This is a genomic window from Flavobacterium sp. AG291, assembly GCF_003350375.1.
Classification (GTDB): domain Bacteria; phylum Bacteroidota; class Bacteroidia; order Flavobacteriales; family Flavobacteriaceae; genus Flavobacterium; species Flavobacterium suzhouense.
Map to the genome: position 1 here is coordinate 45,575 of NZ_QQAR01000009.1, position 20,950 is coordinate 66,524.

14 protein-coding genes are annotated in these 20,950 nt (G+C 38.5%); 6 read left to right on the forward strand and 8 right to left on the reverse strand.

Going from position 1 to position 20,950, the window contains the following annotated elements; genetic code table 11:
• Positions 1-46 precede the first annotated feature (46 nt).
• The 5 genes from DEU42_RS10530 (at position 47) to DEU42_RS10550 (ending at position 7,379) form a co-directional block, all read left to right on the forward strand.
• The gene (locus DEU42_RS10530; RefSeq protein WP_114758264.1) at positions 47-1,000 is read left to right on the forward strand and encodes an AAA family ATPase; all 954 of its coding nucleotides are present in this window, start codon (positions 47-49) and stop codon (positions 998-1,000) included.
• Between the two features lie 110 nt (positions 1,001-1,110).
• Positions 1,111-1,491, forward strand: a complete 381-nt coding sequence (locus DEU42_RS10535) for a hypothetical protein (RefSeq protein ID WP_114758265.1) — start codon at positions 1,111-1,113, stop codon at positions 1,489-1,491.
• Between the two features lie 120 nt (positions 1,492-1,611).
• Positions 1,612-1,992, forward strand: coding sequence for a hypothetical protein (locus DEU42_RS10540; RefSeq protein WP_114758266.1), 381 nt, complete (start codon positions 1,612-1,614; stop codon positions 1,990-1,992).
• A gap of 284 nt (positions 1,993-2,276) precedes the next feature.
• Entirely contained in the window at positions 2,277-5,057 is a 2,781-nt protein-coding gene (locus tag DEU42_RS10545; RefSeq protein ID WP_114758267.1) for a bifunctional aconitate hydratase 2/2-methylisocitrate dehydratase, read from the forward strand.
• Positions 5,058-5,111: 54 nt separating this feature from the next.
• Positions 5,112-7,379, forward strand: a complete 2,268-nt coding sequence (locus DEU42_RS10550) for an aconitate hydratase (RefSeq protein WP_114758268.1) — start codon at positions 5,112-5,114, stop codon at positions 7,377-7,379.
• 122 nt (positions 7,380-7,501) lie between these two features.
• On the opposite strand, the gene DEU42_RS10555 is transcribed toward DEU42_RS10550, so the two are convergent.
• The 5 genes from DEU42_RS10555 to DEU42_RS10570 all read right to left on the reverse strand — a co-directional run bounded on the left by DEU42_RS10555 (position 7,502) and on the right by DEU42_RS10570 (position 13,699).
• Positions 7,502-8,308: a DUF6602 domain-containing protein gene (locus tag DEU42_RS10555; protein WP_114758269.1), complete on the reverse strand. Its 807-nt coding sequence runs from the start codon at positions 8,306-8,308 to the stop codon at positions 7,502-7,504.
• Positions 8,292-10,427: a ThiF family adenylyltransferase gene (locus DEU42_RS10560; RefSeq protein WP_114758270.1), complete on the reverse strand. Its 2,136-nt coding sequence runs from the start codon at positions 10,425-10,427 to the stop codon at positions 8,292-8,294. Before DEU42_RS10560 ends, DEU42_RS10555 begins: the two co-directional genes overlap by 17 nt.
• The gene (locus DEU42_RS10565; protein ID WP_114758271.1) at positions 10,420-11,412 is read right to left on the reverse strand and encodes a nucleotidyltransferase; all 993 of its coding nucleotides are present in this window, start codon (positions 11,410-11,412) and stop codon (positions 10,420-10,422) included. Before DEU42_RS10565 ends, DEU42_RS10560 begins: the two co-directional genes overlap by 8 nt.
• Positions 11,413-11,485: 73 nt before the next feature.
• A complete protein-coding gene (locus DEU42_RS17750) occupies positions 11,486-11,608 on the reverse strand; it encodes a hypothetical protein (protein WP_255418256.1) in 123 nt (40 codons plus the stop codon).
• A gap of 642 nt (positions 11,609-12,250) precedes the next feature.
• Positions 12,251-13,699, reverse strand: coding sequence for a glyceraldehyde-3-phosphate dehydrogenase (locus DEU42_RS10570; protein WP_114758272.1), 1,449 nt, complete (start codon positions 13,697-13,699; stop codon positions 12,251-12,253).
• 437 nt (positions 13,700-14,136) lie between these two features.
• Between DEU42_RS10570 and DEU42_RS10575 the strand changes: the two genes are divergently transcribed.
• Positions 14,137-17,232 (forward strand): GEVED domain-containing protein, encoded by a 3,096-nt coding sequence (locus tag DEU42_RS10575; protein ID WP_114758273.1) that lies wholly within the window; start codon positions 14,137-14,139, stop codon positions 17,230-17,232.
• A gap of 202 nt (positions 17,233-17,434) precedes the next feature.
• Here the strand turns inward: DEU42_RS10575 and DEU42_RS10580 are convergent, their stop codons facing one another.
• From DEU42_RS10580 to DEU42_RS10590, 3 genes are all read right to left on the reverse strand, one after another.
• Positions 17,435-18,772, reverse strand: a complete 1,338-nt coding sequence (locus tag DEU42_RS10580) for a T9SS type A sorting domain-containing protein (protein WP_114758274.1) — start codon at positions 18,770-18,772, stop codon at positions 17,435-17,437.
• 107 nt (positions 18,773-18,879) lie between these two features.
• Positions 18,880-19,245 carry a hypothetical protein gene (locus tag DEU42_RS10585; RefSeq protein WP_114758275.1) on the reverse strand — a complete coding sequence of 122 codons (366 nt, stop codon included), beginning with the start codon at positions 19,243-19,245 and terminating at the stop codon, positions 18,880-18,882.
• Between the two features lie 215 nt (positions 19,246-19,460).
• Entirely contained in the window at positions 19,461-20,849 is a 1,389-nt protein-coding gene (locus DEU42_RS10590; RefSeq protein WP_114758276.1) for a S1C family serine protease, read from the reverse strand.
• Positions 20,850-20,950: the final 101 nt, after the last annotated feature.

Below are 20,950 nucleotides of genomic sequence, written 5' to 3' on the forward strand. Positions count from 1 at the left end.
AGCCACGCCCTTTAGCGTGGCTTTTTTAAATCCAATACTAATACATATGTCAGACGTAGCAGCCATTCAAAATCTGGTTCAGAAACAAAAAGAATTAAAACAGGAAATTGCAAAAATAATTGTAGGTCAGGACGAGGTTGTGTCGCAAATCGTGCTTAGTATATTTGCAGGTGGCCACGCATTACTTGTGGGTGTTCCGGGGCTTGCTAAAACGCTTATGGTAAACACCATATCTCAGGCACTTGGGCTTGACTTTAAACGTATTCAGTTTACGCCCGATCTGATGCCTAGTGATATATTGGGTAGTGAGATACTGGATGAGAACCGTCAGTTTAAATTTATAAAAGGGCCAATATTTTCGAATATCATCCTTGCAGACGAGATAAACCGTACGCCGCCTAAAACTCAGGCAGCTCTTCTTGAGGCAATGCAGGAAAAAGCGGTTACCATTGCAGGGCATCATCATAAGTTGTCACTGCCATACTTTGTACTGGCAACTCAAAACCCTATAGAGCAGGAGGGAACCTATCCGCTTCCTGAAGCGCAGCTTGACCGTTTTATGTTTGCGATAAAATTAGAGTATCCTACATTTGCTGAAGAATTACAGGTGGTAAGAAGTACTACAACTGATAATACTGTAAAAATAACGCCTTTGTTTACAGCTCAGGAAATTCTCGATTTTCAGCATCTTATCAGAAGGATACCTGTCGCAGATAACGTAATCGAGTATGCTGTGACACTAGTGGGTAAGACAAGGCCGGGAAGTCCGTTGGCGGATGCTTATGTAAATACATATCTTGATTGGGGAGCGGGCCCGCGTGCTTCTCAGAACCTTATTCTTGCTGCCAAGACCCATGCTGCGCTAAATGGTAAGTATTCTCCTGATATTGAAGATGTACAGGCTGTAGCTACCGGTATACTCAGACACCGTATAATTAAAAATTATAAGGCTGATGCAGAAGGAATTACTGAAGAAATGATAATCAAAAAGCTTTTTTAGTAAATATTCTTCATTTTGCGAGAGTGTTAATAAAATGTTTATTTTTTATTTGTTTTTGCAAAGAAACAGTTCTATTATTGTTATATCTTTAAATAACAACAGGAAAAAATATGAGAAAAACATTTGGAACATTCCCCGAGCTATTCTTTATGGGAGTAGGTCTGTTCTGGATAGCTGAAAGTTACTTTACAGTGGGAAGTATAAACTATTTCGCTATACTCGTTACCTGGTTATTGTTTGTGCAGTTCTTTTATAAGAACCGCCTTGCAGGACTTATCTACGGTATTGCTTTTGGTTCATTCTCGGTGTATATGTTGCTGTCGCTTATCGCGGATAATGGTGAGGCTGTTTCTCCGCTTTATGTTACCAACATAAACGCTGTGGATTCAGTTTTGTTTGCTGTAGGCATAATTATGTCTGTAGCGATGGTTTACAAATATGTTACCACTAAAGTAGATTATGACGAAAGTGTGCTTACTGTAACGTATTAAAAATTCTAAAATCACATTAAAAGTTTAAAACCGCCTGTATTTGCATGCGGTTTTTTTTATTTTTGATTCATACTAAAATAGTTGATTATCAGTTTTATAGTTAACCAATCAATCAAAAATATGAAATCAATTCTTCAACGGCTTCCGGAGCTGTTCTTTGTTGGACTCGGTACGTACTGGGTTCTTGAAAATTTTATAGCCAGTAATACTGTTAACTGGATTGCTGTGACTTTTGTTACGATTTTAATCATTCAGCTTTTTGTGCAGCAGCGTATCATTGGTGTGGCTTTGGGTTTAGTGCTCGGGCTTATCAGTGCTTATATGATGTTTGCTGTGCTTTCCGAATTCAGGGAGTTCAGGTTTTATGATCAGGCATTTGAATTACTTAGTGTCGGAATCGGGATATTTGGATCAGGTGTGATATTTGCAACCGTAATGGTTTATAAATTTATAATAGCATTACAAAATGAAATGCGGGGAGAGCAATCTTTAACTGCTTAAAAATCAAAAGTACTTAAGAAGAGCTGGCTGTACGCAAATGTTTGCGTACAGCTTTGTTCGTTTTTTAAGTAGTTTGTTTACGATTTGACAATATAAAATTAAAATGTTGTCAATTTCTTAAAGAAGGGTTGAAATCCTTAAATTTATTGATGTTTTTTCAGTAAAATAGAATCTTTATAAATAATAATTCCCTGAAAGTAAAGAATCAATAAAAATTTTTTAATTCATCCAATATTGAGTAAATTTACAGACTTTTTACAAACGAACATTAATATACTTATTTTATGGCTTTTGATAATATTTATAAAGATTATATCAAAGAAATTGAAGAAAGAAAAGCCTTGGGACTTCACCCAAAACCGATTGACGGAGCTGAATTATTAAGTGAGATTATCACTCAGATAAAAGATACTGATAATCCAAATAGAACAGATTCTGTTAAGTTCTTTATTTATAATACTTTACCGGGAACAACTCCTGCTGCAGGTGTAAAAGCACAGTTTTTAAAAGAAATTATTCTTGGCGAAGCTGTAGTTGAAGAGATTTCGCCTGCATTTGCTTTTGAATTATTGTCGCACATGAAAGGTGGTAAATCAATCGAGGTATTGCTTGATTTGGCCCTTGGTGCTGATGCTGCTATCGCTAAAGATGCTGCTGATGTATTGAAAACTCAGGTTTTCCTTTACGAAGCGGATACAGATCGTTTAAAAGCTGCTTATGAAAGTGGAAATGCGATTGCTAAAGAAATTTTAGAAAGTTACGCTCAGGCTGAGTTTTTTACAAAACTTCCTGAAGTTCCTGAAGAAATTAAAGTGGTTACTTATGTGGCTGCTGAAGGGGATATCTCTACCGATTTACTTTCGCCGGGTAATCAGGCGCACTCGCGTTCTGACCGTGAGCTTCACGGTTTATGTATGATGACGCCGCAGCAACAACAGGAAATAAGAGATTTTCAAACGAAATTCCCTGATGCCAGCGTAATGCTTATTGCTGAAAAAGGTACAATGGGTGTGGGATCATCTCGTATGTCAGGTGTGAACAACGTTGCGCTTTGGACAGGAAGACAGGCAAGTCCGTACATTCCATTTGTGAATATCGCGCCTATCGTGGGTGGTACAAATGGTATTTCTCCGATTTTCCTTACTACTGTTGACGTTACAGGTGGTATAGGAATCGATCTTAAAAACTGGGTTAAAAAGCAAAATGCAGATGGAAGCCTTGTTCGTAACGAAAAAGGTGAGCCTGTTTTAGAGGAAGTTTATTCTGTTGCTACAGGAACAGTTTTAACAATCAATACAAAGAAGAAAAAACTATATAACGGCGATCAGGAACTGATTGATCTTTCTAAATCGTTCACGCCGCAAAAGTTAGAATTCATTAAAGCCGGTGGTTCTTATGCGGTAGTGTTTGGTAAAAAAATACAAACATTCGCTGCACAGACGCTTGGAATTGCTATTCCAACGGTATTTGCTCCGTCAAGAGAAGTTTCTGTTGAAGGACAAGGCCTGACAGCGGTAGAAAAAATATTCAACAAAAATGCTGTTGGTGTAACACCGGGCAAATTGCTATATGCAGGTTCTGACGTTCGTGTTAAAGTAAACATTGTTGGTTCTCAGGATACAACAGGTTTAATGACCGCACAGGAACTTGAGTCTATGGCGGCAACTGTTATTTCGCCAAGCGTTGACGGTGCTTACCAGTCAGGATGTCACACGGCATCGGTTTGGGATAAAAAAGCTCAGGCTAACATCCCGAAACTAATGAAATTCATGAATGATTTCGGTGTTATTACGGCACGTGACCCTAAAGGTGTTTATCATTCAATGACCGACGTTATCCACAAAGTACTTAACGATATTACTGTTGACGAATGGGCAATCATCATTGGTGGTGACTCACACACAAGAATGTCGAAAGGTGTTGCTTTTGGTGCCGATTCAGGTACGGTAGCACTGGCACTGGCAACAGGAGAGGCTTCAATGCCAATTCCGGAGTCTGTAAAAGTTACTTTCAAAGGTGAGATGAAACCTCACATGGATTTCCGTGATGTTGTACATGCTACTCAGGCGCAAATGCTACAGCAGTTTGACGGTGAAAACGTATTCCAGGGTAGAATCATAGAGGTTCACATTGGTACGCTTCTTGCGGATCAGGCATTTACATTTACTGACTGGACTGCGGAAATGAAAGCGAAAGCTTCAATTTGTATTTCACAGGATAATACTCTGATCGAATCATTGGAAATTGCTAAGAGCAGAATCCAGATTATGATCGATAAAGGTATGGATAACCACAACCAGGTACTGCAAGGTCTTATCGACAGAGCAAACAAAAGGATCACAGAGATACAAACAGGCACGAAGCCGGCACTTACTCCGGACAACAATGCAAAATACTACGCTGAAGTTGTAATCGACCTTGACGTAATTGCTGAACCAATGATTGCTGACCCGGATGTAAACAACGACGACGTTTCTAAACGTTATACTCACGATACTATCCGTGCTATTTCATACTACGGAGGCGATAAAAAAGTAGATCTTGGTTTTGTTGGATCGTGTATGGTTCACAAAGGGGATTTAAAAATCGTTTCTCAGATGCTTAGAAACCTTGAAGAGCAGCAGGGTGAAGTGAAGTTTAACGCTCCGCTTGTTGTTGCAGCTCCTACTTATAATATCATTGACGAACTTAAAGCTGAAGGTGACTGGGATTTACTGCAGAAATATTCAGGATTTGAGTTTAGTGACCTATTGCCTAAAAACGAAGCACGTACAACATACGAAAATATGATGTACCTTGAGCGTCCGGGTTGTAACCTTTGTATGGGTAACCAGGAAAAAGCGGCTAAAGGTGATACGGTAATGGCAACTTCTACACGTTTGTTCCAGGGACGCGTTGTGGAAGATACCGAGCGCAAAAAAGGAGAATCGTTATTAGCTTCTACGCCGGTTGTTGTATTGTCAGCAATTTTAGGACGTATTCCGTCAATTGAGGAGTACAAAACAGCGGTAGAAGGTATCGACCTTACGAAATTCTCTCCGGCTCACAAGCAGTTGGTAGGATAATTCAGTCGCTCAGGTTTTCAGGAAAATAAACGTATAATATTAAAATATAGAGATATGGCTTTTGATATTGAAATGATCAAAAAGGTATACGGGACTATGGCAGAGCGTGTAGATAAAGCACGTGAGCTGGTAGGACGTCCTCTTACACTTTCTGAAAAGATTTTATATTCACACCTTTGGGAAGGAAATCCTTCTCAAAAGTTTACAAGGGGTAAAGACTATGTGGATTTTGCTCCGGATAGAGTTGCGTGTCAGGATGCTACGGCACAGATGGCGCTTCTTCAGTTCATGCACGCCGGAAAACCTAAGGTAGCAGTGCCTACAACGGTACACTGTGATCACCTTATCCAGGCTAAAGTTGACGCTAAGACCGACTTAGCCCGTGCTAAAGAACAAAGCAATGAAGTTTTTGACTTCCTTTCTTCTATATCTAACAAATATGGTATTGGTTTCTGGAAGCCGGGAGCCGGTATTATCCACCAGGTAGTTCTTGAGAACTACGCTTTTCCGGGTGGTATGATGATTGGTACTGACTCTCACACGGTAAATGCGGGCGGACTTGGTATGCTTGCTATCGGTGTTGGTGGTGCTGACGCGGTTGACGTAATGAGCGGAATGGCATGGGAACTTAAATTCCCTAAACTGATAGGTGTGAAACTTACAGGTAAACTATCAGGCTGGACAGCTCCAAAAGACGTTATCCTTAAAGTGGCGGGTATCCTTACTGTAAAAGGTGGTACCGGTGCTGTTGTAGAATACTTTGGTGAAGGTGCAACGTCTATGTCGTGTACCGGTAAAGGTACTATCTGTAACATGGGTGCAGAGATCGGCGCTACAACTTCTACATTTGGGTATGACGAGTCTATGGATCGTTACCTGCGTGCAACCAACCGTGCTGATGTAGCTGATGCTGCTAACGAAATTGCTTCTTACCTTACCGGTGATGCAGAGGTTTACGCTAACCCTGAGCAATATTTTGACCAGGTTATCGAGATCAACCTTTCTGAGCTTGAGCCACACCTTAACGGACCTTTCACTCCGGATTTAGCTACGCCTATCTCTAAAATGAAAGAAGAAGCTGCTAAGAACAACTGGCCGCTACAGGTTCAGGTAGGTCTTATCGGTTCGTGTACGAACTCTTCATACGAAGATATTTCGCGTTCAGCTTCACTTGCTAAGCAGGTAGCTGAGAAAAACCTTAAAACAAAAGCACAATTCACGATTACTCCGGGGTCTGAAGTAGTGCGTTATACTATAGAGCGTGACGGTTTTATCGATCTATTCCATAAAATTGGCGGTACGGTATTCGCTAATGCCTGCGGACCATGTATTGGTATGTGGGATCGTGAAGGAGCGGAGAAAGAGGAGCGTAACACTATCGTTCACTCGTTTAACCGTAACTTCTCTAAGCGTGCCGACGGTAACCCTAACACGCTTGCCTTTGTAGGTTCGCCGGAGCTTGTAACAGCTATTGCTATTGCAGGTGACCTTGGCTTTAACCCACTTACGGACAAGCTTATCAACGAGAATGGCGAAGAAGTAATGCTGGATGAGCCTACAGGCCACGAGCTGCCTCCAAAAGGATTTGATGCAGAAGACCCTGGTTACCAGGCGCCGGCTGCTGACGGTTCTAACGTACAGGTTGCTGTTAGCCCTACATCAGAGCGTTTACAGCTTCTTGCTCCGTTCCCGGCATGGGATGGTGAGAACATCATGGGTGCTAAACTGCTTATTAAAGCGTTTGGAAAATGTACGACTGACCACATTTCTATGGCAGGTCCGTGGTTACGTTTCCGTGGTCACCTTGATAACATCTCTAACAACATGCTTATCGGTGCGGTGAATGCGTACAACCAAAAAACAAACTCGGTGAAAAACCAGCTTACAGGTGCGTATGATGCAGTTCCTGCGGTACAACGCGCTTACAAAGCGGCTAATATACCTTCTATCGTTGTGGGTGACCATAACTACGGCGAAGGTTCGTCACGTGAGCACGCGGCAATGGAGCCACGTTTCTTAGGTGTTAAGGCGGTACTTGTAAAATCGTTTGCACGTATCCACGAAACCAACCTTAAGAAACAGGGTATGCTGGCACTTACGTTTGCTAACGAGGCTGACTACGACAAGATTCAGGAGGATGACACCATCAACTTCCCTGACCTTAAAGAGTTCGCACCGGGCAAACCGCTTACGCTTGAGTTTATCCACGCTGATGGCACAAAAGACATCATCATGGCAAACCACTCATACAACGAAGGCCAGATTGGCTGGTTCGTTGCAGGATCTGCGCTAAACCTTATCGCCGCAGACGCAAAAGGGTAAGACTTTATAAAGTTTTATATATAGAAAACTCCTCTGCCGCGGCGGGGGAGTTTTTTTGTTTTTATACCGTTCTGTCATTGCGAGCGTAACGCAGTGAAGCGCGGCAAACTTTGAAGCAATAATCAAGGCTCAGGGTCGATTGTAAAATTGATTGATTGCGAATAAGCATTCAAATCAATAGCTGCAACTGTCCCTATACTTTGTTGTAAATATCTCATTAATTGTAGAAATAGTGTGACTAATGATTTGTCACTCTTGCTAAATGTTGTTGATTCATAATCTCTTTTTTCATAGTATTCAATAATTCTGTCATTAAAATCGTTGATATTTAAATCTTCATCATTTTTATAATCGATGTAAAAACATCCTGTTTCTATTGAACATCCTAAATCAATTGTTTGTAAACCTGTTAATGCCTTTAAGTGTTTTTCAATAGTATCATTTTTTATAGCGCTAACACTGCATAATATACCTCCAAGTATCTTTGTAAGACTTCTTGGTTCATATTTTTTACCTCTATCAATTATATTTGTTGAGGTTCTATGAAGTTTTCTCACACTTTCTATTTTCTCGCCAGCGTACTCTATATATGCTTTTGTTAGCTCGGGCTTAACTTCAAACACTGCATAAACTCCTTCTGCTGGTATATAATGTATGCCGTTTTGGGTAAATACAAACGGAGTATAGTGTTGATCATAAATAACTAAATCTATTTGGTGACTTAAATTACCCTTGCTGTCAATAACTATTGCTTTATCAATACAATATCTATTAGGAAGATATTTTCTTAACCATTCAATCCATGTGTTCTCTAAAGAATCACCTTTAGAGCCTGGGTGCTCTATAAAATCACGATTTGTATTTAATTGAGCAATCATTTGCTTTTGCAAACCATTGAACAAATCTGCTATATTAATTTTGTTGCTCATATTTTAATAATTGTTTTTCAAAATATTTATAAAAATTAGCTTCAAATTTTTTTTTTGATATTGAAGCAATCATAAGTAAGGGCGATGTAATATTAATAGATTCTGTTTCTGAAATTTCTTTCATGGCAGAAATATCTGTCTGACTGGGTAAAGGAGCTCCGTCGGGATGAGAGTGCCATTCGCCAATGTATACAACCTTTCCTTTTGTTGTATCGAATATACTTTTTAGTCTTTGATTTAAAGTTCCTGGATGGCGAACAAAAATTGTACGACCATTTTTGTAATCATCGGGGATTAAAATCTTCTCAATTAAAATAGAGTTATGAAATAATTTTCCAACAAATACTCCACCAAATTCTTTTGGATAATGGTGATTAAGGTGATTTTTGATATCATCTAAAATATCTTTTGAAATGTAAATATTACTATCTGATAATTTTTGTTTAAAAGATATATAGTTGTTTATCTTATGTTCACCAGATTCTTCCGAGTAGCTAATAACAAAATCTCTAAAGTCATCGTATATTTCGAGTTTTCTATTTATATATTTCAGGGCTATATTTATTAAACAATTTATATCGTTAAAACTTGCTTTAAAAGTTGGATATCCGCATCCTGCTCCTTCATATAATAGAGGCAAATCATTTTGGAAAAAACCATAGAGATGATTCGATTTTTCAGTTAAATTCGTCCCCGTAACACAAATTAATTCATTAGCATGATTTGTAATTCCTAAACTAATATATCTTCCTTTAAAATTTATATTATCTAATATATAAGTGACTTCAGGATCTGTTGAACAATCAAAGATAATATCGGCATTTTCATTCAAGTCCTTCTCAAGAAGATCTAAATTAGTGGAATTCAATTTTTTGTCTAAGCTATATAGGTTTACAAACGGAGATATTTCAAGTAATCTATTTTTTAGCGATTCAGGCTTACTCTTTCCAATATCCCTTAACACATAATTAGCTCTGCAAATGTTTCCTGATCCTACAGAATCAAAGTCTTCTAAGAATATAGTTCTAATTCCTCCTCTAACAAGCAGCTCTGCTAAATTACTTCCTAAAGCTCCGCAGCCAATTAATAATATTCTTGCTTTTGTAATATTATCACAAAACTTACCTCTTCCAAAAAATCTAGTATAATCTATATTATTAGTTCTCCCCCATATAATTTTATCATTCTTTAATATTGTCCGATATTTTATTCCTGAAACTCTTTCGGTATAAGAAACCCTTTCTGTTGTTGTCGGAAAAGCTGATTTAGGAATTTTTATTAAATCCCAATGAACTTCATATGATTCCGCATTTGGAATTTTATAGCCGATCATTAAAAATAGTTCATTCTCGAAAAAATAATTTTTATTAAAGTTTTTTATTCCTTTATGTAAATAGTCAATAAAATCATCAGTAAAATAATCGTACAACTCGTCCCATGTTTCAATACCGCGTCTCCTATTATCGTCATATTTCTTTATAGGTTCTTCATTTATAAAATACCATAAACCAGTTTTTGTCCCTTTTGTGTATAAGTTAATTTTAAAACTATTTGACCAGTCGTCATCACTATCATCGAATCCTAACCGATAAGCTGAATATATATTAGGAGAGTCTTTAGTTTCCTTTTCAATTGAATTGATAGCGTATTTAAACAATCCAAATTCATCTTTTTTAAACTTCTTTGGGTTATTTGTGAAATTTAGAATTGTATCGTTGCCTCCCGTATAATGTATTAAGTAAGAATATTGTTCATCTATCTTTTGCAAGATATAATAATCTTTAATCCATAACTTTAATCCAACTATTTCTGCTCGTAGTTTTCTTTCAAAGTTTTCGTCCTTTTGAGGGTGGAAACAAACTGTACCGTTTATGTTTATATGATTGTAACCAATTAAACAAGGATTATAAAAATAAATCGAAATATTATCGGAATTAGGACGCGTAAATGGGTAAGTGGTTGGTATAAGTACAAATATATCTAAATCAGCATTGAGATAATTAACTTTTATCTGACCTACAAAATTATCTTTTTGAATTATAAAAGATTTTTTTATTTCAATGTGAGGGTCGCTGTTGATGATACTTGATATTAGCTCAAGTGCTTCTTGCTTATCCAAACTTACTTGTATTTAATACTGATGCTGCTGAATTTTTATTTTCATCATCCTCATCCTCGTTATCAAATTCTTCATTAATGGGGAAATATAGTTTTATATTGTCTGAATCTGCATCTACTTCATTAATAGTTTTTTTCATATCAGATTTAGTAGTTTTTTTTGCGTTGTCACTCATTGAATTGGCAACATTATTGTTTGAATTTGCAGGATCCCAGAGTGGTTTGTCTTCTATATTGTCAATAATATGATTCATTACCATTTTTGTTTTTTCCCACAAACCTGTTGGTATTGAATCTTCATTTTTATCGAATGCCTCTTTCACATATAGCTCCATCATGAAAGACTTGATTAATCTTCCGCCTTCACGTTTCTTTCTTTCAATTTTCCATACTTTAAGTAATTTTGCTACTTTTCTTTCGTGAGGTCTATTAGCTAATAAATCTACATGCTTTTTAATATTTGTCTTGATACTGGTTTTCTTTAATTCTCTTTCGCGTTTACTTCTATTATGAATATAGAGGCTTAGGTCAGTGTTGCTGTCATTGTAGTCACCATTACTAGGCCTTTCTCTGCCGGGGACAACATCCATATTGAATGTGTTTCCATCTATGTTAAATTCCAAACCAATGGATACCCTTTGTTTTCTTACTCCATTTTCAACAAGATCGTCGTCTTCGTATTCATTTTTAAAATAGTCGAAAACTGCATTATACATATCTTTAAGTTTTTCATAACCTTTCTCATTTGTTGCAGTTTTTTTTCTGAATGGAATACAAGAGTCTATGTCAAATTTGGTGTTTACAGCTGTATTTTTTGCATAAGACCCTGAATCAATACTCTTAGAAGCTTTCTCTTCTTTAAATTTCTCATCAAGACACTTTTTAACATAATTTTTTTTTGCAATGAACTTATCTATGTAAGATAAATTATCAATACTATGAGTTTCAAGAACTTTTTCTAAATGTTTTTGTTTATCAGTCGCCATATTCTTACTATTTTAAGACAACAAGATAAGATATTTTAGAGTTGAAAAATTAAAATAATAGTATCATAACCTATTAATTATCAACATATTTATCAACAGATGTGTTTAGATGAATAACTGCCGTTACCGGGTTGCGCTTGCCATTCGCTTCCAGAGAAAGTATGCAGTAGTAGTGGTCAGTTTTCAGTAGCTTCACTCTTGCTTTAAAGGCTGAGTGAGCGATTTGTGGTTATCCGCTTAAATCTGCGTAATCCACGTTCCAAAGGTTTAGATTGCCGCATTACGCTACGCTCCATTCGCAATGACAGAACGTTTGCAATGACAGAACGTTTGCAATGACAGAACGGGAGATTGCTGCGCTCCGTTACACTCCGCTCGCAATGACGAAATTGAGACTGCAAAATTACCCCATCCCACAACAACTTTACTGAAGCCGGTTTTGCAGTTAAAAAATTTACTGAAGGAGCGGTTGCAGTAAATCCATTCCCGGATAGGCTACATTACGAGAGGGGCAAATGTTAACGAATTGCGGAAAATGCAATGGCGTTAACACTCAAAAAACGTCTGACTTTTTAGTGTCGCGAAAAGTAATATTAAAAATTAGTTTGCTGGTTATTAGTGTTTTAAAGGGTGCTAATATTACGCACGAAAATGGCGTTTTGAGAGCAAAAAGCGTAACATTAACACTTTTTTGTAGGTGTAATTTTATAGAATTAAGAGATTCTTCACTTTGCTTCGCGCCGTTCAGAATGACAGAAAATTTTCGAAAAAAAGCATAAAAAAATCCGCGGTTGTAGCCCGCGGATTTAAGAGATAAAAATCGGTTGGTTTGTATCTACTAATAGTAAGTATATCTTCTAACTTTAGCGATATATTTAGCAAGGCGGATAACCTGGTGGCTATAGCCATATTCGTTGTCATACCATACGTAAAGTACTATGTTTCTGCCATCTGCGCTCACAATCGTAGCGTTGCTGTCGTAGATTGAAGGCTGTGCCGTTCCTACGATATCGCTCGATACAAGCTCGTTGTTCATAGAGTATTTAATTTGCTCAACTAGTTCACCCTCAAGGGCGTAGTGCTTCATGATCTCGTTGATTTCCTCTACTGTTGTAGCTCTTTCTACCTCAAGGTTAAGCACTACAAGCGATCCGTTTGGCACCGGTACACGGATAGCGTTAGACGTTAACTTACCTGATAATGAAGGTAATGCCTTAGCTACAGCGCTTCCTGCACCTGTTTCGGTGATAACCATGTTAAGGGCAGCAGCACGTCCGCGGCGGTATTTCTTGTGCATATTGTCAACCAGGTTCTGGTCGTTAGTATAGGCGTGAATGGTCTCCAGGTGGCCTTTTACAACACCTAAAGTGTCCTCAACTGCCTTAAGGATAGGGGTAATAGCGTTAGTAGTACACGACGCAGCAGAGTAGATGTCTACTTCTTCAGGGTTATACTCGTTGTGGTTTACACCGTATACGATGTTTGGAACACCCTTACCAGGAGCCGTAAGTAGCACTTTTTCAACACCTTGTGAGCTCATGTGACGACGTAGCGCCTCTTCTGTAGTGAATGCACCTGTGTTGTCGATAAGCAGGGCATTGTTGATGCCATACTTAGTATAATCGATCTCCTCAGGGTTGCTGGCAGTGATAATATGAACTGTAGTTCCGTTGATTATCAATGCGTTGTTCTCAGGGTCAGCAGTTACCGAGCCTTCAAAATCCCCATGGATCGAATCGTAACGTAGTAACGAAGCACGTTTCTCAAGTAGGGTAGCGTCGGCCTTATCACGAACTACTATCGCTCTAAGCCTTAACTGGTTACCTTTACCAATTTTGTGCATCATCTCACGTGCCAGTAGCCTTCCGATACGTCCGAAACCGTAAAGAACTACGTCTTTAGGCTGGATATTCTTGCTTTCCTTAGCGTCTTTCAGCTTGTCGATAACGAAAGCTGTCGCGTCGTTATATTTGTCATCTTCAAGGTGATACTCATACGTTAGCTTCCCGATGTCTATACGTGAAGGCGGTAAATCAAGGGCCTCGATAGCGCGTGCGATCTCTACAGAATCAAATACGTTGATTGGTTTCTGTACAAACTCACCGGCATACTCGTGCAGGTTGATGATATCGCTTACGTTCCTGTCTATCAGCTGGTTTCTGAAAAGTACAAGCTCGATTGACTTATCGTACCATAGGTCGCTTACGATTTTAATGAATTCTACACCGGCTCTTCGCCTGTCAGCTTGAAAAGAAAGCTCTTTTTCGTATAATACATTGTTGTTCATGAAGATAATGTTTTAAAGGGTGTTGTTTAGTGGTGCAAAAGTATTGATTTCAAACGTTTTCGTAAAAGTTTTTTAGCAAGTTTTTTTCTTTATTTTCAAAATAGCTGTATATCAGTTAAAACAGTGATAATAATAGTACGAGGAAATTAAGATTAGTCGTTTTTATTTATGTTTTTTCTTATTTGATTGGATTATTGAGAGTTATTCAATAAAATGTGGTTTTTATAAGTTTTTAGTTCTAATTTTTTTATTTAATTGATATTCAATTGTTAATATTTCAATAAAAAATAATATCATATTTTTGTCTTTTGTGAAATTTTAAGTCTATTTGTGTGAAAATTTTGTTAAAACAAACAAAAATCAGTGCTTGATATTATTTTTTATGTTAAAAAATCTTTAAGTTTATGACTTGCTAAAACTTAAATCACCTATTACCTATGAAAACACAATTACGCTGTCTTTTAGTGCTGCTCGGCACGTTTTTAATTTCCGTCACGGGGCACGCTCAAATTAATTACACACAAAATTTTAATGTCGATGAAGGAGGGTGGGATGACCTTGACTTCTATGCTGATACCTTTCAGTCATGCGAAGGGCAAAGCTTAGTTGGAGAATTCTTTTATATGGATTTTGGTGATGGTGATCTTTATACCGGAGATGCTGTAACTACTTCACCTTCATTAGGCGTTTCTAATGGTTTACCTGTTACGCTTACTTATAGCTATAAACTTTTTGATTACTGGGACTATATACCGCTTGGTAATTTTGAATGGGGAAGTGTTACTATTGCTTATGCGACTTCATTATCAGGTCCATGGACAACTATTCACACTATTAACTCTGCAAATCATGTTGTATCTGCTGATTGTGCTGTTAAAACGGCAACTTTCACACCTGCAGCGGGTTCTCCGGTATATTTAAAAGTTACGGGTGTTGCTGCTCAAACTTCAGATTTTATTGATGTGCTTTTTTCGATGGACAATGTTAGTCTGGTACAGCAGCTACCTGCATGTACAGGAACACCTGCTGCATCAACTGCAACATTGCTAAATGGCCCTGTTTGTAATCAGCAAAATGCTTCTATTAGTTTATTACCTGCCTATGGTGCTTCGGGACTTACTTATCAATGGCAGGGATCTGCAAACGGAACTACCTATACAAATATTGCTGGCGCTACGAGTGCTACATTAAGTGCGCCCGTTTCGGCCGGACCTTGGTTTAGAGCAGTTGTAACATGTTCAGGAAGCGGACTGTCTACCACCAGTGCCGCTGTTCAGGCTACCAGTAGTGGTACTAACTGTACATCTTGTGCCGTTTCATTTACGAATAATGTTGAGCCTATCACTTCAGTTGTTTTCTCTAACTTAACAAATGTTACCGATGCATCAGCGGTTGGTGCTCCTGCAATGCAGGATTTTACAGCACTTCCACCTGCAAACGTTACAACAGGTCAGGCTTACAGTTTCTCTGCTCAGGGAAATACTGATGGAAGCTTTACAACTTACATTAAGGTATATATTGATTTTAATAAAAACGGTAACCTAAACGACCCAGGTGAATCTTTTAATATTGGAACAGTAACGAATTCAACGGGAACAGATGGTGTAACAGCGACTTCGTCTATCTTTATACCAACCAATGCGGCTACAGGTTTAACCTTAATGAGGGTGTATAAATTGTATGCTGCTTATCCTAGTGGTCCATGCGCAAATGGTGGTTATGGACAGGTTGAAGACTATCTAGTTAATATTACACAATGTACAACAGCGGCTCCTACAGCAGCAGCTACGCAAACTGTTTGCTCTAATGCTACTGTTGCTAATCTTGTTGCTACCGGAACAGCAGTTAAATGGTATAATGTTGCTTCAGGAGGTACTCCACTTGCTTCAACTACTACCTTAACTAACAACACTACTTATTATGCTTCACAAACTAACGTATGTGAAGGTACTGCAAGGGCAGCTGTAATGGTTAACTTTACAGTGGTACCTGTAGATGATCCTGCGGATGTTACTGCATGTGTGTCTTATACACTTCCTGCATTAACAAACGGTGTTTACCGTACAGCTACTGGCGGTGGAGGTACTGTTGTCGCAGCAGGTACTGTAATAAACGCTACAACTACACTATATGTATATAATACCGCAAACGGATGTAGTGCTGAAAACTCATTCCTAATAACTGTGAGTAACCCTGTTGCTGCTGAGCCGGATGATGTAGATGCTTGTGGCTCTTATACGCTTCCTGCGTTACCAAATGGTTCATACCATACAGCTGCCGGTGGAGGGGGTGATACACTTCCTGCAGGTACTGTTATATCGCAGACAACGACTTTATATGCGTTTGTCGGTACTACAACATGTTTTGATGAGAATAGTTTTACAGTTACTATATACAATCCTGTGGCTGATGCTCCGGATGATGTTGTAACATGTACTGATTATGTACTTCCGGCACTTACTAATGGTGCGTATTATACACAACAGGGAGGTCAGGGAGATATGCTTGCTGCAGGTACTTCTGTAAATGCAACTACTACATTATTTGTATATAGTGCAGACGGTGATTGTAGTGCAGAAAATTCATTTACAGTTACTGTTAACCCTTATGAGGTAGATCAGCTTGATGATGTTGTAGTATGTTCTGAATATGCTCTTCCTGCTTTAACAAGTGGTTCTTATTATACTCAGGTTTCGGGAATGGGAGATATGCTTGCTGAGGGAGATGTAATTACAAGTACACAAACAATTTATATTTATGGTGTTTCAGAGGATAATGATGCATGTGTTGCAGAGACATCGTTCACTGTAACAGTACTTAATGCAGTTGCTGATGAATTTGAAGATGTAGTGGTATGTGATTTATATACATTACCTGAACTATCAGCTAATAATACTTATCATACACAAACAGGCGGTGCCGGAACAACGCTACCTGCCGGAAGTGTAATTAACTCATCAATGACAATATATGTATATGCCCAGGATAGTGCCGCTACTGTATCTTGTACAGATGAGACTTCATTTATGGTAACTGTGGAAACTCTTGAAACTCCGGAGGATGTGGTAATAATTCTTGAAAATACTGCAACTTTAGAAGATCTTGAGATCTATACTGATGTTCAGGGAACAGTAACGGTATATGCAACTGAAGATGATGCCGAAGCTGGTACTAATCCGCTTAGCCCATCTACAGAAGTTACTGATGATACTGTTTATTATGCTACTGTAACTGTGGGTGCATGTACATCGGAACCTTTTGAGGTAACAGTTGAAATCATTCTTGACAGAGAGAATTTCAATATGGTTAACTTCAGCTATCATCCAAACCCTGTTAAAGATGTACTTAACTTAAGTTATTCTGAAAACATTACAGGAGTAGAGGTATACAGCCTTGTTGGTCAAAAAGTACTTTCAGGTAATTATAACAGCAATGCAGTGACAGTAAATCTTTCACAATTGGCGTCTGGTACCTACATGGTTAAGGTAAATACTGAAAATGCTTCTAAAACAATAAAAGTAATAAGAGAGTAAATAGTTAATTAATTGATTTGAACAGTAGAGACCCCGGTAGCGCCACTATCGGGGTTTCTCATTTATATATTTAAGTAATAAAGTAAGCACAAAAAAAGAGCGGCATTGCTGCCGCCCTCCATCAATTAATCACCTACAGGATTTTAACAGTCTGTATCCATCACTATGATCTTTGCTGCTAAAACACGAACCCTGTTTGCCTTTATTCTTTAATGAATTTCAGGGTTTTGGTTTTTCCTTCCCTGTTTAGTTTTAAAATATAGATTCCCTGGCTTAATGCTGAAATATCAATATTTAACGCATCTTCAAAAGTTATGTTTTTACTGATAATTGATTGTCCAAGCGTGTTGTAAATCTCATAACTTCCTGTTACGCCTGTTAAATCGGACGTTATGTTAAGAACATCTCTTGCGGGGTTCGGATAGATATTAAGCCCCTGTAATTGGTTGTTGTTCAATCCTGCGGTTGGTGCCTGGCAAGCATCAGATGTTATAAGTGTTCCTCTGCGTTGCGCATTTTGGAGTGTAGCCCACATTCTCTCTTTCTGGTTTTGTGTAAATATGCTTTTACATTCATCTGGCGTATAGTCCATGTAATTCTCAATCATGTCAAAACCGGGATCATCCGGACAGGAATCTACAGGTTCGCAGCTTATATTCATAGCAATAGCAGTAGGGGTGTCTTCACAATAATCAGTGGCTGTACAGTCTTCGCCATCCCCCCAAATATGTCTGAGTCCAAAAAAGTGTCCCATTTCGTGAACTGCTGCACGGCCTTTGTCCATTCCCGGAATGTAAATACCTTCAGGCGCAAGGTCGGATGATCCAAAACACTTGTAGTACATGGTTACACCGTCGTTTTCAGCATACGATTCTGCACCTTCAAGACCTTCAAGACCCGATCCTTCCGGAAAGAATGCATAGCCGCCAACGCCATAAAGATCGCCACCAAAATTACAAACCCATATGTTGATGTATTTTTCAGGGTCCCATTGTGTTTCAGGCTTTAGTTGTGTTTCTATAGCTGTCATTCCCCAGCTGACTTTGTTACGGTATATGCGGTCAATACCATTGGTAGGGTTGCCATCAGGATCGCGTTGGGCGAGGCAGAATTCAATTTCAGTGTCCGTTCCGGCATTGCCTTCTACATATCCCGGGGAGTCTAATAATCTTCTGAAATCGTTGTTGAAAATAGTAATTTGTGATAATACCTGCTCGTCACTGATGTTTTCATTCTCACCAATAGCGTCTCCATCATGAATCACGTGAACTACAATAGGAAGCGTTACTACATTATTGCCTGATTTCTGAAGCGTTTTGTTACGACGCAGGTCTTCAATTTTTGGAGCAAGCCATTGTTCAAATTGGGCTTCGGTTTGTGTTCTTCCTTTAGCTGTTTTTAAATAGCTGTCATACTGTATGGCTGAACATGGATTTTCGATTGTTTTGCCAAAACCTTTAGGTTGCTGTGCATTTGTATAGCCTGTAAGTAGTAAAGCAGTCCCTAAAAGAGTTTGCCTGATAATTGTATTGGTTTTCATTGTCTTATTTTTAAATATTTATAAGACAAATGTATAATAGCCAATCAGCTAAGATGGTTAGCTTATGCTATTGAATGTTATTTTATGTTAACGATCTGATTTATAATTTAAAAACCATGTTTTTTAAGGTCTTTTGGTTTTTTTGAAGATAAAAAGCCAACCATAGGGTAAAGTAGCGCTGCAGTTAAGAAAAGATGGGGTAAAAAAGGCTTGTCTTCAAGATATAGTACATAGGAAGTGATGAGTAGTGCGGGAGCTTCGAGATAATAACATATCTGTCTTGCATTTTTTGGGGAAATATAGAGTGTTTTCCAGAATATGGTAATGATAAGTATGGTAATGGCCAGCCCTAAAATAATGCACCCCGGAAAATACAATCGTCTGCTCATCTCGTCAACGCCTTTGATGATAAGGATGAATACAGTAACAAAGTGTAATACTATTTCCAGTTTTCGGAAAGTCTTTTTCTTCATTTTTAGGGATATTTCTGCAAAAGTAAAGAGCGTACGTTGTTTTACTATTTAATAAAGGTTATGATTAGGTTGTAAAAATAAAACCAAGACCCCTACCCCAAAAAGGGGGAGCCAAGTCGCGATAACCCAAAGATAAATATGTAGAACCATAAAAAAACTCCGAAATATATTCGGAGTTTAGATGTTGTATTCCCCCTTTGGGGGTTAGGGGGCAGTTACATTATAAAACGTACCAACTCGCCATTTTTAGTTATCATCTGTACCCTTACACGGTCGTTAGGGCCTTTGTTGGAAAGCAGCTTAGATACGGTTTCAATGTCTTTAGCTTTTATGTTGCCAATACTCAAAATTACTCCGTCTTTTAACTCGTCGTAGTAAGGCATATATTGCTCATCGGTAATTTCCTTGATCCTGATACCATAAGTAATGTTGAGTTTTTTCTTCTCGGCTGCGCTTAGGTCTTCAAGTTCAAGTCCGCTATAGGTAAAGGTGTTAACCTCATTTTTGGTAAGCTTAACCGGAATGGTAAGCACATCTCCGTCACGGTGTATTTTAACCCTTACCACATCATTAGGACGTTTGGTTATAATGGCAGCATTCAAATCGGCAAAACCATTTACAGGTTTACCATCAATATCTACAATAATATCTCCTTTTTTAATGCCGGCTTTTTTAGCGCCTGAATCGGCAGTTACATCATTTACATAAAAGCCCTGAGTTTCGCTAACACCAAGATCGTTTGCCATAGCGCTGTTAAGTTCACCACCCTGTACACCAAGAATACCTCGTTGTACATTACCATATTCCATAAGATCTTCAATAATCTTGCGTGTAATGTTAGAAGGTACGGCAAAAGAGTAACCTACATACGATCCGGTCATAGATGTAATCATGGTATTGATACCTATTAGTTGACCTTTAGTGTTAACCAATGCACCACCACTATTACCCGGGTTTACTGCTGCATCCGTCTGGATGAACGACTGAATTCCGTCTTTGCTCAGGTTTCTGGCTTTCGCCGAAACGATACCTGCGGTAACAGTACTGGTAAGGTTATAAGGGTTACCTACTGCCAGTACCCATTCGCCTACTTTAATATCGTCTGAGTTGCCAAAAGTGGCAAACGGTAGTTTGTCTTTAGTGTCAACTTTCAGTAGAGCGATATCCATCTTTGAATCGGTTCCAACAAGTTTAGCTTTGTAGGTCTTGTTATTGTTCAGGGTAACTTCAAGCTCCGAAGCATTTTCCACCACGTGGTTGTTGGTAACTATGTAACCGTCTTCGGTAATTATTACTCCCGATCCCGTTCCTACTTGTGGGGTAGGTTCTGCACTACGGTAACCATAAATATATTCCATCATGTTACGGGGCTGGTTCGAATAAGTAACATTCTTCACGTGAACCACCGTGTGCACGGCCTGATCGGCGGCAGCGGTAAAGTCGGCCGGTTCTGCACCGTTAAAACCTACAGTCCTTGAATAATTAGTTGGAGCTATTGATAAGGCAGATGATGGTGTGTCGTTATCAAATACCAGTTTGTAAGCTCCCAGAGTCGTAGCGCCGCTCATTAGCGCCACTAAGAATAAACCAGAAATTCTCTTCATAATTTAAACAGTATTTAATTTTAATTTATCGATTAATGATTTTTATTTTTTGTGCCAAAGCGACCATTTTACGTGTCATTTATATTTGTACTTTTGCGGTA

Bases quoted from the DNA above. Each gene is read 5' to 3' on its own strand.
- DEU42_RS10585 (WP_114758275.1), bottom strand. From the start codon at position 19,245: ATGAAGAAAAAGACTTTCCGAAAACTGGAAATAGTATTACACTTTGTT.
- DEU42_RS10580 (WP_114758274.1), bottom strand. From the start codon at position 18,772: ATGAAAACCAATACAATTATCAGGCAAACTCTTTTAGGGACTGCTTTA.
- DEU42_RS10575 (WP_114758273.1), top strand. From the start codon at position 14,137: ATGAAAACACAATTACGCTGTCTTTTAGTGCTGCTCGGCACGTTTTTA.
- DEU42_RS10565 (WP_114758271.1), bottom strand. From the start codon at position 11,412: ATGGCGACTGATAAACAAAAACATTTAGAAAAAGTTCTTGAAACTCAT.
- DEU42_RS10555 (WP_114758269.1), bottom strand. From the start codon at position 8,308: ATGAGCAACAAAATTAATATAGCAGATTTGTTCAATGGTTTGCAAAAG.
- DEU42_RS10530 (WP_114758264.1), top strand. From the start codon at position 47: ATGTCAGACGTAGCAGCCATTCAAAATCTGGTTCAGAAACAAAAAGAA.
- DEU42_RS10590 (WP_114758276.1), bottom strand. From the start codon at position 20,849: ATGAAGAGAATTTCTGGTTTATTCTTAGTGGCGCTAATGAGCGGCGCT.
- DEU42_RS10545 (WP_114758267.1), top strand. From the start codon at position 2,277: ATGGCTTTTGATAATATTTATAAAGATTATATCAAAGAAATTGAAGAA.
- DEU42_RS10570 (WP_114758272.1), bottom strand. From the start codon at position 13,699: ATGAACAACAATGTATTATACGAAAAAGAGCTTTCTTTTCAAGCTGAC.
- DEU42_RS10535 (WP_114758265.1), top strand. From the start codon at position 1,111: ATGAGAAAAACATTTGGAACATTCCCCGAGCTATTCTTTATGGGAGTA.
- DEU42_RS10550 (WP_114758268.1), top strand. From the start codon at position 5,112: ATGGCTTTTGATATTGAAATGATCAAAAAGGTATACGGGACTATGGCA.
- DEU42_RS10540 (WP_114758266.1), top strand. From the start codon at position 1,612: ATGAAATCAATTCTTCAACGGCTTCCGGAGCTGTTCTTTGTTGGACTC.